Genomic DNA, 14,016 nt, shown 5'->3' on the forward strand with positions numbered 1-14,016 from the left:
GCCCCGGTTCAGCAGCGCACCACGCCGCACTGGACGATGCTTCGCATCGCCAGGGGCGCGCTGCGCTGCGCCCGGGGCACGAGCACCGGCTCGCAATGACGGCAAAGGCCTTGTAAAAGGGCATTCATGGACACGTCCCCCCTGATTCTTCTCGCCGCGGGCGGCACCGGCGGCCATCTGTTTCCGGCCGAGGCGCTCGGCGTCGAATTGATCCGGCGCGGCTTTCGCGTGCGCCTTGTCACGGACGAGCGCGCGCTACGCTATAGCGGGCTGTTCAGCAAGGACATGATCGACGTCGTTCGAAGCGAGACCGCGCGCGGCCGCAATCCGCTCCAACTCGCCTATGCCGGCCTCACATTGGCCGCCGGCACGCTCTCCGCGTATCGCCTGATCAAGCAGTTGAAGCCTGTTGCCGTCGTCGGTTTCGGCGGCTACCCGACGCTGCCGCCGCTGGTTGCCGCAAAATTCGCCGGCGTGCCCGGCATCATCCACGACGCCAATGCCGTGCTCGGCCGCGCCAATCGGTTCCTGTCCGGCCGCGTCCGCGCCATCGCGACGTCGCTGCCTGGCGTGCTCGACCGCGATCCGGCGCTATCGGCTAAGACCACCACCGTCGGTACGCCGATGCGGCCGGCGATCCTCGCTGCGGCGGCCGTCAAATATGCCGCGCCTGAAACGAACGGGCCGCTGCGCCTACTCGTCGTCGGCGGTAGCCAGGGCGCGCGCATCATGGCCGACATCGTGCCCGGTGCGATCGAGCGGCTCGAGCCCGCGCTGTGGGGCCGGCTGATCCTCACCCAGCAGGTCCGCGACGAGGACATGACCCGCGTGCGCGCCGTCTGCGACAAGCTCAAGATCAAAGCCGAGCTCGCGCCGTTCTTCACCGATCTGCCGGCGCGGCTCGCCTCCAACCACCTCGTGGTGTCGCGCTCCGGTGCCGGCACCGTCGCCGAGCTCGCCGCGATCGGACGGCCTTCGATCCTGGTGCCGCTGCCGGGCTCGATCGACCAGGACCAGTTCGCCAACGCCGGTGTGCTGGCCAAGGTCGATGGCGCCATCCGTATTCCGCAGACCGAGTTCACCCCGGATCGTTTGGCGTCCGAGATCTCGGGCTTCGCCGCCGAGCCCGCCCGCCTTGCCACGATGGCCGAGGCCGCCCGCGGTGCCGGCCGGCTCGATGCCGCCGAGCGGCTGGCCGATCTGGTGGTCAAGGTGGCCGGAATCTGACGCGAAGCCGGCCAGATTTCCTACTTTTGCCGTCATGGCCGGGCTTGTCCCGGCCATCCACGTCTTGCAAGAAGTGGTAAAGATTCGTGGATGCCCGGGACAGGCCCGGGCATGACGAGGGAACTACGGGATACGCCATGCGACTGCCGCGCGAGATCGGACCCATCCACTTCGTCGGGATCGGCGGGATCGGCATGAGCGGGATTGCCGAGGTGCTGGTCAATCTCGGCTATGCCGTGCAGGGCTCGGACGCCTCCGACAATTACAATCTCGATCGGCTGCGCAAGAAGGGCGCCAAAGTCTCGGTCGGCCACAAGAGCGAGAATGTCGATGGCGCCGAGGTCGTCGTCGTGTCCACCGCGATCAAGCGCGACAATCCCGAATTGATAGCGGCGCGCGAACGGCGCATTCCCGTGGTCCGCCGCGCCGAGATGCTGGCCGAGCTGATGCGGCTCAAAAGCTGCGTCGCGATCGCCGGCACCCACGGCAAGACCACGACAACCACGATGGTCGCGACGCTGCTCGATGCCGGTGGCCTCGATCCCACCGTCATCAATGGCGGCATCATCAACGCCTACGGCTCCAATGCGCGTCTGGGTGCAGGGGACTGGATGGTGGTGGAGGCCGACGAGAGCGACGGCACGTTCCTGAAGCTGCCGACCGATGTCGCCATCGTCACCAATGTCGATCCCGAGCATCTCGACCACTTCAAGACTTTCGACGCCGTGCAGGACGCCTTCCGCCATTTCGTCGAGAACCTGCCGTTCTACGGCTTTGCCGTGATGTGCATCGATCATCCCGTCGTGCAAAGTCTCGTTGGCAAGATCGAGGATCGTCGCATCATCACCTATGGCGAGAATCCGCAGGCCGATGTGCGGTTCGTCGATCTGACCCCGATGGGCGGTGGCTCCAAGTTCAAGGTCGCATTCCGCGACCGCAAGACCGGCGCCGTGCACGAGATTCCTGATCTGATGCTGCCGATGCCGGGGCGTCACAATGCTTCGAACGCGACGGCCGCGATTGCAGTCGCGCGCGAGCTCGGCGTGTCGGTTGAGGCGATCCGCAGGGCGATCGCCGGCTTCGGCGGCGTCAAGCGCCGCTTCACCAAGACCGGCGAATGGAACGGCGTCACCGTGATCGACGATTACGGCCATCACCCCGTGGAGATCGCGGCGGTGCTGAAGGCGGCGCGGGAATCCAGCAACGGCAAGGTCATCGCCGTGGTGCAGCCGCATCGTTACACACGCCTGCAATCGCTGTTCGAGGATTTCTGCACCTGCTTCAACGACGCCGATACGGTGGTCGTCGCCGAGGTCTATGCCGCCGGCGAGGCGCCGATCGAAGGCATCGATCGCGATCATTTCGTCTCGGGTCTGCGCGGCCACGGCCACCGCGAGGTGATCCCGCTGCCGGCGGCGTCGGATCTCGCGGGCATCGTCAAGGGTGTGGCGAAGTCCGGCGATCTCGTCGTGTGCCTGGGCGCCGGCAACATCACGCAATGGGCGTATGCATTGCCCGGTGAATTGAAGGCACTGGGGTGAGCACGCGTATGGGGATCACGCAATTCGCCCCGCGGCAAACTGCGCTCCCTCCCCCCTTGTGGGGGAGGGCGGGGGAGAGGGGTAGCCACGAACTCCGATCTCGCTTGGGGCTACCCCCCTCCCTGACCCTCCCCCATAAGAGGGGAGGGAACGGAGAGATTGTGCCTCCCTCACTTGAGGACGCGGCATGAGCTTCCCCGACATCACACCCGCGCTCAAAGCCGCAATGCCAGACCTGCGCGGCCGGCTTCTCGGCAACCAGTCGCTCGCCGAGCTGACCTGGTTTCGCGTCGGCGGTCCCGCGCAGGTGCTGTTCACGCCGGCGGACGAGGACGATCTCGCTTATTTCCTTGCGCATCTTGATTCCGACATCCCCGTCTATGTCGTGGGTGTCGGCTCCAACCTGATCGTGCGCGACGGCGGCATCGCGGGCGTCGTGATCCGTCTCGCGCCGCGCGCCTTCGGCGAGGCGAGCGCGAGCGGCGACATCGTCGCCGCGGGCGCAGCCGCGCTCGACAAGCGCGTGGCGGAAGTGGCGGCCGGTGCCAATATCGGCGGGCTCGAATTCTACTTCGGCATTCCCGGCACCATCGGCGGCGCGCTGCGCATGAATGCGGGTGCCAATGGCGGCGAGACCAAGGACGTGCTGGTCGAGGCGAAGGGCGTCGGTCGCGACGGCAGCAAGCAAATCTTCTCTAATGCCGACATGAAATTCGTCTACCGCAATAGCGGCGCCGATCCGTCCGTCATCTTCACCTCCGCGCGCTTTCGCGGCGAGATCAGGGACACGGATGCGATCCGCGCGCGCATGGCGGAGGTGCAGAGCCACCGCGAGACCGCGCAGCCGATCCGCGAAAAGACTGGCGGGTCGACCTTCAAGAACCCGCCCGGCCATTCCGCCTGGAGGCTGGTCGACGCTGCTGGCTGCCGCGGCCTGCGCATCGGCGGTGCCAAGGTCTCCGAGATGCACTGCAATTTCCTGATCAACACCGGGGACGCCACCGCGCACGACATCGAGACGCTGGGCGAGACCGTGCGCGAACGGGTAAAGGCAAATTCCGGAATTGAGCTACACTGGGAAATCAAGCGGATCGGGATTCCCGGCTAACTTCGAAGGCGGCGAGAGAACATGCGCATCACCATCTTGTTCGGCGGCTCCAACCGGGAGCGTCTGGTTTCGGTCGCCTCTGCCCAGGCGCTGCATCAGGCGTTGCCCGAGGCCGATCTCTGGTGGTGGGACGTCGAGGACAAGGTGCATGTCGTGCAGTCAAAGCAGCTGCTCGAGCATGCCCGTCCGTTCGAGGACGAGTTCAAGCCGGGCACATCAGGCATTCCGCTGGCGCAGGCGTTGGATCAGGCCAGGGCGGAAGATCGCGTGCTGGTGCTGGGCCTCCACGGCGGACGTGCCGAGAACGGCGAATTGCAGCTGATGTGCGAGGCGCGCGGTGTGCCGTTTACCGGATCGGGCTCGGCCTCCTCGCATCTCGCCTTCGACAAGATCGCGGCCAAGCATTTCGCGGCGCTCGGCGGCGTGACGGCGCCGGCAAACGTTGCGCTTGATGACATCGACGAGGCCTTCGCCGAATATGGAAGGCTGATCGCAAAGCCGGCGCGCGACGGCTCGAGCTATGGCCTGATCTTCGTCAACGCCAGGCAAGATATCGTCGCCGTCCGCAATGCGGCGAAGCACGAAGAGTATGTGATCGAGCCCTACATCGCCGGTGTCGAAGCGACCTGCGGCGTGCTGGAGCGCACCGATGGCTCGATCATCGCGCTGCCGCCGATCGAGATCATTCCGGGCGAGGGCAACTTCGACTACGCCGCAAAATATCTGCTGAGTACCACGCAGGAAATCTGTCCGGGCCGTTTCGCCCCTGAGATCACCGCCGCACTCAAGGAGCAGGCGATGCTGGCGCATCGCGCGATGTCCTGCACCGGCTATTCGCGGTCGGACTTCATCGTCTCCGACAAGGGCCTCGTCTACCTCGAAACCAACACGCTGCCCGGGCTGACCAAGTCCTCGCTCTACCCCAAGGCGCTGAAAGCCGAGGGCATCGCCTTCGCCGACTTCCTGCGTGGCCTGGTCGAGCTCGCCGAGCGGGCGTCGCGAAAATAGTTAGGACTGGTTAACGGCCAAACCGGCGAAACGGCCCGCTTTGGGCTCCAAATCCGGTAAAATGCCGGACATCGCGGCATAAATGCCTCACTCGCCTGGGCAAAACGCATCCCGCGTTAACGAAGTTTACCTTTTGTTTACCAGGACATCCGAAGGTTAACGCTGGCGGCGCATATGGCGTTTTGGCTGCCGGCGCGCGAGCTGCTTTGGGTGACGTCACCTCCAGCGAACGCTTTGAACGGGAGAGGCTTCTTCTGTTGAAGACCAGCACCCGGCCCGGCAAGACCGAGACGTCAGATTCGCCAGGACCCGCGCGGTGTCGCGGGAAAACTGTTGACGAGCTCGTGCAATGGATCGTGCAGGAAGCCTCACCCGATCGATTTTCAGATCGCTGAGGCCCCAAGCTGACCTGAAGGCGGCCGCTATCGGAGCGGTCGTGCTTCTGCGCGAGTGGGTGCAGGACAAGCGCCAGGAAAAGCTTCACGCGAAGCGCGCTGCCGCCAAGGACAGGATCAAGGCCAAGGCCAAGCCCGTCATCGAGCGCGAGCCGCCGCCGCGCGTGGTCGCGCTGGTCGAGCGCTATCTGCCACGCCGGGTCGGGATCACCATGACCGTGCTGCTGCTGGTTGCAAGCTGCGGCTTCGGCATCGTCAAGGGTGGCCATCTCCAGGATTTCGTCACCGCGGTCAGCGACGCCCGCAACGCGCTGGCCAATTCCGCCGGCTTCCGCATCACCTCCGTCGCGATCAACGGCCGCAAGCAGCTGACCCAGGACGAGATCCTCGCGATCGGCGGCGTCAGCGGCCGTTCCTCGCTGCTGTTCCTCGACGCCGATGTCGTGCGCGAGAAGCTCAAGGCCAATCCCTGGATCGCGGATGCGACCGTGCTGAAGCTCTATCCGGGCCGGCTCATGATCGACATCACCGAGCGGCAGGCGTTCGCGCTGTGGCAGGAGGCCGGCCGGCTCTCCGTCATCGCCGACGACGGCGCCCTGCTCGAGCCCTACGTCTCGCGCCGGTTCCTGTCGCTGCCGCTGGTGGTCGGCAAGGGCGCCGACACCCAGGCCCGCGATTTCCTGGCCCTGCTGGCGCGCTATCCGCAGGTCAATTCGGTGACCAAGGCCGCGATCTATGTCGGCGAGCGGCGCTGGAACCTGAGGCTCAAGGACGGTCTCGACATCCGCCTGCCCGAGCAGGACGTCGGCAATGCGCTGGCGATGCTGTCCAGGCTCGACAAGGAGGACAGGCTGTTCTCCCGCGACATCGTCGCCGTCGACATGCGCCTGCCCGATCGTCTGGTGGTGCAGCTGTCCGAAGACGCCGCCAAGGCGCGCGAGGACCTGTTCAAGGACAAGAAGAAAAAGAAGGCCGGGGACGCCGCATGACCGGTCTTGATCGCACCCAGACGCCGAAGACACGCCCGATGTCGCACAAGCGCAGCGGCCTCGTCGCCTGCCTCGACATCGGCACCAGCAAGATCGCCTGCATGATCGCGCGGCTGAAGCCGTCGGCACCGAGCGACGCGCTGCGCGGCCGTACCCATGCAGTGGAGCTGATCGGCTACAGCCAGATCCAGTCGCGCGGCATGAAGGCCGGCGCGGTCGTCGATCTCGGCGAATGCGAGCAGGCGGTGCGCCAGGCCGTCGGGCTTGCCGAGAAAATGGCCAAGGTACGGGTCGAATCCGTGCTGCTGTCGGTGTCCGGCGGCCGGCTCTCCGGCCAGCTGGTCGAAGCTGCCGCCGACATCCGCGGTGGCGCGGTGACCCCGGCCGACGTCAGCCGCGTCACCTCCACCGGCATGCGTCACGCCACCGGCGAGGGTCGCACCGTGCTGCACGCGCTGCCGGTCGGCTACACGCTCGACGGCGCCAAGGGCATCCGCGATCCGCGCGGCATGGTCGCCCATCAGTTCGGCGTCGACATGAACGTCGTCACCTGCGATGCCACCGTGGCGCGGAACCTGATGCTGGCGGTGGAGCGCTGCCACATCAATGTCGAAGCCATGGCGGCGAGCCCCTATGTGGCCGGCCTGTCGGTGCTGACCGACGACGAGGCCGATCTCGGCGCTGCCGTCGTCGAGATGGGCGCGGGCACCACCACGATCGCGGTCTATGCCGGCGGCCGCTTCGTCCATGCGGCGGGTTTTGCTGTCGGCGGGCAACACATCACGATGGATCTGGCGCGCGGACTCTCCGCGACCATTGCCGATGCCGAGCGAATCAAGACGTTATACGGGACCGTCATCACCGGCGGATCGGACTCGCGTGAGCTGATGTCTGTACCGACAGCCGGTGACGAGCAGGATCTGCCGCAGATCGTCTCCCGCGCGACCATCGCCAACATCGTCAAGCACCGTGCCGAGGAAGTCTTCGAAATGGTTCGGGACAAGCTGAAGGATTCGCCCTTCGCCTCAGAGCCCAACGGCCGCGTCGTGCTGTCGGGCGGTGCCTCGCAGCTCACCGGTCTCGTCGAACTCGGCACCCAGATACTCGGCCGGCCCGTGCGGGTCGGACGTCCACTCGGTTTCGGCCGGCTGCCCAACGAGGCGAAGAACGCCGCGTTCGCGGTGCCGGCCGGGCTCCTTGTCTACCCGCAATATGTTCACCACGAACATGTCGAACCGCGGCATACGCGGCAGCAGGTCAAGACAGGAACGGGCGGCTATTTTGGAAAGGTCGGACGATGGCTACGCGAGGGCTTCTGATGACTCATTTCCGCAATTCCCGACTTTCACCAACTCCCGCGGCCGACGGCCGGGGCGAACCCACGCGCGCGTGATCGAGAGGCAAACATGACCATCAGCATCAATGCTCCTGATATTCACGAACTGAAGCCCCGGATCACCGTGTTCGGCGTCGGCGGCGCCGGTGGCAACGCCGTCAACAACATGATCACGGCGGGCCTCCAGGGCGTCGACTTCGTGGTCGCCAACACCGACGCGCAGGCGCTGACGATGTCGAAGGCGCAGCGCATCGTGCAGATGGGTACGGCGGTCACGCAGGGCCTCGGCGCGGGTTCGCAGCCGAACGTCGGCGCGGCGGCGGCCGAAGAGGTGATCGACGAACTGCGCGACCATCTCTCCGGCGCCAACATGGTGTTCGTCACCGCCGGCATGGGCGGCGGCACCGGCACCGGTGCAGCCCCCGTCATCGCCAAGACCGCGCGTGACATGGGCATCCTCACCGTCGGCGTCGTGACCAAGCCGTTCCATTTCGAGGGCGGCCGCCGCATGCGCACCGCTGAAGCCGGCATCAACGAGCTTCACAAGGTGGTCGACACGCTGCTGATCATCCCGAACCAGAACCTGTTCCGGGTTGCAAACGAGAAGACCACCTTCGCCGACGCCTTCGCGATGGCCGACCAGGTGCTCTACTCTGGGGTTGCCTGCATCACCGACCTGATGGTCAAGGAAGGCCTGATCAACCTCGACTTCGCCGACGTGAGAGCGGTGATGAAGGAGATGGGCAAGGCCATGATGGGCACCGGCGAGGCCTCCGGCGACAAGCGCGCGCTGACCGCCGCTGAAGCCGCGATCGCCAACCCGCTGATCGACGACAGCTCGATGAAGGGTGCCAAGGGCCTCCTCATCTCCATCACCGGCGGCAAGGACCTCACGCTGTTCGAGGTCGACGAAGCCGCGACCCGCATCCGCGAGGAAGTCGACCAGGACGCCAACATCATCGTCGGCGCCACCTTCGACGAAGCGCTCGACGGCCTGATCCGCGTTTCGGTCGTCGCCACAGGAATCGAGCAGGCTGCGATCGCCCGCAACACCCAGGCCACCAGCGCTCCGGTTGCGAATGCGGCGCCGCCGCAGGTGCAGCAGGCTCCGGCCGCTCCGGCGGCCGTCGCCGAGAGCCGTCTCGCCGACCTGACCGCGCGTCTGCGCGCCGACAACCAACGCATGGCCGAGCGCGCCCAGAAGCTGGAAGCGCAGATCCCGGCCGCAGCATCGGCTCCGGGTACCGTCCCTGTCGCGCCGCGTCAGAACGTCGAGCGCGCCGCGCTTGCCGCCATTGCGGCTGCCGTTGCCGAGGTTCCGCAGGCGCCCGCGCCGATGCAGACCTATGGCGACGTCACGGTGCGCCCGATCGCGCAGAAGCCCACGCTGTTCCCGGAGCCTGACATGGCCCCGCTCGCGATGCAGGAGCCGATGACGCCGGACACCTTCATCCCGCCGCAGGCCGAGCGTGCGCCGGTCCGTGCACCGCGGATGCCGCGGATCGAGGAACTGCCGATGCCGGCCCAGGCCGAGCTTCGCCAGGCCCGCGGTGAGGTTGAAGAAGAGACCCCGCAAAAGAGCCGCCTGTCGCTGCTCCAGCGTCTCGCCAATGTCGGCCTCGGCCGCCGTGACGAGGAGAGCGAGCCGCCGGTCGCCGCCCGCACCGCTGGTCCCGCGATGCCGCCGCTGCCCGAGCGCCGTCCGCAGAAGAGCGTGGCGCAACAGATCGCGGCCAGTGAGCCGGTATCTGAGTATGCCCGCCGCCCCGCGCCTCAGGGCCTGGACGTGCATGGCCGTCCGACTCCTGTTGCGCCGGCGCCACAGGGTGACGACCATCTTGATATCCCGGCCTTCCTGCGGCGCCAGGCGACCTGAGGATTGTTACAATAAGGCAGACGAAAAAAGGTCCCGGCGGGAAGCTTGCCGGGACCTTTCTTTTGGTCCCGTGCATACCCGGATTGCGCAGGCAAATAACTGATTTTAAATCATTAATTACGCATTCCATGGTTCAGTAAAAACTGCCGATGACAGTCCAAACCCCGGCGCAATTTGGTTAAGCCTTGGCGCGAATACGGCGGGTTTGGGGTAACAATCGGTAAAAAAGCGTGAGTTGGCGCTGTTTGGGGCAGTGACTATGGTTTGCCCGTGACTTGGGGATACGGATTCGCGAAGCGTCGGCACTGGCCGGCCGGGCGGGTCTAGTATAAGTCGCGTTGGGTCGTAGTGGGGCGGTTCCTGATGAAATTTAGCCGGCAAACAACGCTTCGTGCGCAAGCCTCTGTGGCAGGCGTGGGCGTTCATTCCGGTCTTCCCGTCACCCTCACCCTTGGGCCTGCGCCTGTCGACGCGGGTTTTATTTTTGTCCGCACCGGACTTGAGGGAAGTGACCGCGAAGTTCAGGCGACCGCCGATCAGGTGATCGCGACCGAATTCGCCACCGTCCTCGGCGATCGCAGCGGCCCACTGGTATCCACGGCCGAGCACGTGCTGGCTGCGCTACGGGGCATGGGCGTCGACAACGCCACCATCGAGATCGACGGTCCGGAAGTGCCGATCATGGACGGCAGCGCCGCGGCCTTCATTGCGGCGATCGACCAGGCCGGCATCGTCAGCCAGCCGGCGCAGCGCCGTTTCATTCAGGTTTTGAAGCCGATCTCGGTCAAGATCGGCGACTCCTTCGGCGAGATCCGGCCCTACGCCGACGGGTTCCGCGCCGAGGTCGAGATCGACTTCAGCAATCCCGTCATCGGTCAGCAGAGCTACGGCTTCGACCTGAGCCCGGAACGCTTCCGCCGCGAAGTCGGCCGTGCCCGGACTTTCGGCCTGATGTGCGACGTCGCCCGGCTCTGGAGCGCGGGCTACGCGCTCGGCGCCTCCTTCGACAACACCGTCGTGTTCGACGACGAGCGGCTGCTCAACACCGAGGGCCTGCGCTACGCCGACGAATGCGCCCGCCACAAGGTGCTGGACGCGATCGGCGACCTCGCGCTGGCCGGCCTGCCGCTGCTCGGCGCCTACCGCTCGGTGCGTGGCGGCCACAAGCTCAACCATGCCGTCCTGACCGCGCTGCTCGCCGACCGTACCGCCTGGCGGGTGGTCGAAGGCGAGGCGGCCCGCCGCACCACGCGTCCGGTGGCCGAAACCGGTCGTGGCATCGTCGGCGGCCGGATCGCCGCGGCCTATGGGCCGGATGTGTCCTGAACGGACGACCCGTTACCGCTGGCGCTCGGCGGCTTTCTCCGGGAAACTCCTGGTAACGATGATCGGGTAGGATTGCGGCGCGTTCGCCTTAATCCGGGCGAAATGCCTGCCTATCCGGTTGGTTCAAGATCGTTTTTCGGTTACACCGGCGTGGTCGCATGGCAGGCACCACGGTTACATTTCGCGCCCGTGACGGGGTTCATGGGCTGGCGGACACCGCATTACAGGGCGTCAGGGCTTAAACTCATGTCGGCACAGCGTATGACGCGCGGATATCTCCCGGTCTCGTCTCGAGTCCGTGGGCTGCTTCACGCTGCCACCTTCATCATGCTCGCGCTGCCGCTGGCCGGCTGCGGCACCGGCGCGCTCTGGGACAAGTTCACCGCCAAGGACGACACCTTCGCCGAGGAGCCCGCCGACAAGATCTACAATGAGGGCCTGTACCTCATGAACGAGAAGAAGGACATGAAGGCGGCGAACAAGAAGTTCGAAGAGGTCGACCGCCAGCATCCCTATTCCGACTGGGCCCGCAAATCGCTGCTGATGTCGGCCTATGCGTCCTACCAGGGCGGCGATTATGACGGCTGCATCGGCGCCGCCACCCGCTACGTCACGCTGCATCCGGGCAGCCCCGACGCGGCCTATGCGCAGTATTTGATCGCCGCCTCCCATTACGACCAGATCCCCGACATCAGCCGCGACCAGGCCCGCACCGAGAAGGCGATCGCCGCGCTGGAAGAGGTGAACCGCAAATATCCGAACTCGGAATATGCGACCTCGGCCAAGGCCAAGATCGAGGGCGCGCGCGACCAGCTCGCCGGCAAGGAAATGAACGTCGGCCGCTACTACATGCAGAAGCGGGACTACACGGCCGCGATCAATCGCTACAAGGCCGTCGTCACGCAGTACCAGACCACCCGCCACGTCGAGGAGGCGCTGTTCCGTCTCACCGAGGCCTATATGGCGATCGGCATCGTCGGCGAGGCGCAGACCGCGGCGGCCGTGCTCGGGCACAATTTTCCTGACAGCCGCTGGTACAAGGACGCCTATAATCTTGTAAAATCCGGCGGTCTCGAACCGAGCGAGAATCAGGGGTCCTGGATTAGCCGGACCTTCAAGAAAATGGGTCTCGGCTAGGAAATCTGGTTCCATGCTGGCGCGTCTGTCGATCCGTGACATCGTCCTGATCGAACGGCTCGATATCGAATTCGCCACTGGTCTTGCGGTTTTGACCGGCGAGACCGGTGCGGGCAAATCCATCCTGCTCGATGCCTTTGCACTGGCGCTCGGCGGCCGCGGCGACGCCGGTCTCGTGCGTCATGGCGCGGAGCAGGGGCAGGTCACTGCCGTGTTCGATATCCCCAAAAATCACCCCGCGGCGAAGATCCTCGCCGAGAACGGTTTGGACGATACCGGCGAGATGATCCTGCGCCGGGTGCAGCTTGCAGACGGTCGCACCCGCGCCTTCATCAACGATCAGTCGATCAGCGTGCAGACCCTGAAGGCGGTCGGCGCCGCCCTGGTCGAGATCCACGGCCAGCATGACGAACGCGCGCTGGTCGATGCCGCCACCCACCGCCGCCTGCTCGACGCCTTTGCCGGCCTGGAAAAGGACGTTACGGCCGTGGAAACGCTCTGGGACGCCCGCCGGACCGCCAACACCGCGCTTGAGGAGCATCGCGCCGGCATGGAGCGCGCCGCGCGCGAGGCCGACTATCTGCGCCACGCCTCCGACGAACTGAAGCAGCTCGCGCCCAAGGACGGCGAGGAGACCTCGCTGGCCTCGCGCCGTACCACCATGATGCAGGGCGAGAAGATCGCCTCCGATCTGCGCGAGGCGCAGGAGGCCGTCGGCGGCCATCATTCGCCGGTCGCGACGCTGTCGGCGGCGGTGCGCCGGCTGGAGCGCCGCGGCGTCAATTCGCCGGCGCTGGTCGAGCCCGCCGTGAGGGCGATCGACACCGCGATCAACGCGCTGGAGGAAGCCGACCAGCATCTTCTGGCGGCGCTGGCCGCAACCGACTTCGATCCGGCCGAGCTCGAACGCATCGAGGAGCGGCTGTTCGCGCTGCGCGCCGCCTCGCGCAAATATTCGACGCCGGTGGACGGGCTCGCCGCGCTCGCCGCCAAATATGCTGCCGACGTCGTTCTGATCGATGCCGGCGCCTCGCGTCTGAAAAAGCTGGAGCAGGCCGCGATCGAGGCCGATGCGCGCTATGCCGCCGCCGCCAAGAAGCTGTCGCTGGCGCGGCAGAAATCGGCCGAGAAGCTCAACAAGGCCGTCAATGCCGAGCTCGCGCCGCTCAAGCTCGAACGCGCGAAATTCATGACCCAGGTCACAACCGACGAGGCCGCTCCAGGCCCGCAAGGGTTCGACCGCGTCGAGTTCTGGGTGCAGACCAATCCGGGCACCAAGCCGGGTCCGATGATGAAGGTCGCCTCCGGCGGCGAGCTGTCGCGCTTCCTGCTGGCGCTCAAGGTCGTGCTGTCCGATCGCGGCTCGGCGCCGACGCTCGTGTTCGACGAGATCGACACCGGCGTCGGCGGCGCGGTCGCGGATGCCATCGGCGGGCGGCTGGCGCGGCTCGCCGGCAAGGTTCAGGTGATGGCCGTGACCCACGCCCCGCAGGTCGCCGCCCGCGCCGACCAGCATCTCTTGATCTCCAAGGACGCGCTGGACAAGGGCAAGCGCGTCGCCACCCGCGTCAACGCATTGGCCGCCGACCACCGCCGCGAGGAAATCGCCCGCATGCTCGCCGGCGCCGAGATCACGGCGGAGGCGAGGGCAGCCGCGGACCGGCTGCTGAAGGCGGCGACGGCTTAGGTTTGTCTTTCCGGGGCGATGCGAAGCATCGAACCCGGAACCTCGAGATTCGAGTTCGGCCTTGCGGGCCGGCCTCCGGAATGACGGAGTTAATTGCAGATCGACTCGTAACGATCATCCCATTTCGGATTGTCTTTCTCGATCAGTTGAATCTTCCATGTGCGCTTCCACTTCTTCAGCTGTATTTCGCGCGTTATCGCCGAGACTGGATCATCATAAGCCTCGAACCAAACCAGCCGAGTGATGTTGTATTTCGCCGTGAAGCCCGGAACGGCTTTGATTTGATGCTCATAGACACGACGTATGAGGTCATTGGTGACGCCCACATAGATTGCTCCGTCGCGCCGGCTTGCTAGGATATAGACGTAATACGCCATGACTCCCGA

Annotated in this window: 11 protein-coding genes; 10 read left to right on the top strand and 1 reads right to left on the bottom strand. The window is 65.8% G+C overall.

Annotated features, from left to right (window positions below; genetic code table 11):
* Window positions 1–126 precede the first annotated feature (126 nt).
* The 10 genes from murG to recN all read left to right on the top strand — a co-directional run bounded on the left by murG (window position 127) and on the right by recN (window position 13,630).
* Window positions 127–1,227 (top strand): undecaprenyldiphospho-muramoylpentapeptide beta-N-acetylglucosaminyltransferase, encoded by a 1,101-nt coding sequence (gene murG, locus QSV46_RS05500; protein ID WP_314947561.1) that lies wholly within the window; start codon window positions 127–129, stop codon window positions 1,225–1,227.
* Window positions 1,228–1,364: 137 nt separating this feature from the next.
* Window positions 1,365–2,768, top strand: a complete 1,404-nt coding sequence (gene murC / locus QSV46_RS05505; protein ID WP_314947563.1) for a UDP-N-acetylmuramate--L-alanine ligase — start codon at window positions 1,365–1,367, stop codon at window positions 2,766–2,768.
* Between the two features lie 187 nt (window positions 2,769–2,955).
* The gene (gene murB / locus QSV46_RS05510; RefSeq protein WP_314947566.1) at window positions 2,956–3,876 is read left to right on the top strand and encodes a UDP-N-acetylmuramate dehydrogenase; all 921 of its coding nucleotides are present in this window, start codon (window positions 2,956–2,958) and stop codon (window positions 3,874–3,876) included.
* A 21-nt stretch (window positions 3,877–3,897) separates the two neighbouring features.
* Window positions 3,898–4,884 carry a D-alanine--D-alanine ligase gene (locus QSV46_RS05515; protein WP_314947568.1) on the top strand — a complete coding sequence of 329 codons (987 nt, stop codon included), beginning with the start codon at window positions 3,898–3,900 and terminating at the stop codon, window positions 4,882–4,884.
* Between the two features lie 349 nt (window positions 4,885–5,233).
* Entirely contained in the window at window positions 5,234–6,268 is a 1,035-nt protein-coding gene (locus QSV46_RS05520; RefSeq protein WP_314947570.1) for a cell division protein FtsQ/DivIB, read from the top strand.
* Window positions 6,265–7,587 carry a cell division protein FtsA gene (ftsA, locus tag QSV46_RS05525; protein WP_314947573.1) on the top strand — a complete coding sequence of 441 codons (1,323 nt, stop codon included), beginning with the start codon at window positions 6,265–6,267 and terminating at the stop codon, window positions 7,585–7,587. The genes QSV46_RS05520 and ftsA overlap by 4 nt, the downstream gene beginning before the upstream one ends.
* A gap of 87 nt (window positions 7,588–7,674) precedes the next feature.
* Window positions 7,675–9,480: a cell division protein FtsZ gene (gene ftsZ, locus QSV46_RS05530; RefSeq protein WP_314947577.1), complete on the top strand. Its 1,806-nt coding sequence runs from the start codon at window positions 7,675–7,677 to the stop codon at window positions 9,478–9,480.
* Between the two features lie 363 nt (window positions 9,481–9,843).
* The gene (gene lpxC / locus QSV46_RS05535; RefSeq protein ID WP_314947579.1) at window positions 9,844–10,806 is read left to right on the top strand and encodes a UDP-3-O-acyl-N-acetylglucosamine deacetylase; all 963 of its coding nucleotides are present in this window, start codon (window positions 9,844–9,846) and stop codon (window positions 10,804–10,806) included.
* Between the two features lie 246 nt (window positions 10,807–11,052).
* A complete protein-coding gene (locus tag QSV46_RS05540) occupies window positions 11,053–11,943 on the top strand; it encodes an outer membrane protein assembly factor BamD (protein ID WP_314947581.1) in 891 nt (296 codons plus the stop codon).
* 13 nt (window positions 11,944–11,956) lie between these two features.
* Window positions 11,957–13,630, top strand: coding sequence for a DNA repair protein RecN (gene recN / locus QSV46_RS05545; RefSeq protein ID WP_314947583.1), 1,674 nt, complete (start codon window positions 11,957–11,959; stop codon window positions 13,628–13,630).
* Between the two features lie 89 nt (window positions 13,631–13,719).
* Here recN and QSV46_RS05550 read toward each other — a convergent pair whose 3' ends face one another.
* The gene (locus QSV46_RS05550; RefSeq protein ID WP_314947585.1) at window positions 13,720–14,007 is read right to left on the bottom strand and encodes a GIY-YIG nuclease family protein; all 288 of its coding nucleotides are present in this window, start codon (window positions 14,005–14,007) and stop codon (window positions 13,720–13,722) included.
* Between the last annotated feature and the right edge of the window lie 9 nt (window positions 14,008–14,016).

This window comes from Bradyrhizobium cosmicum (genome assembly GCF_032290525.1).
In the GTDB taxonomy this organism is placed as follows: Bacteria; Pseudomonadota; Alphaproteobacteria; order Rhizobiales; family Xanthobacteraceae; genus Bradyrhizobium; species Bradyrhizobium cosmicum_A.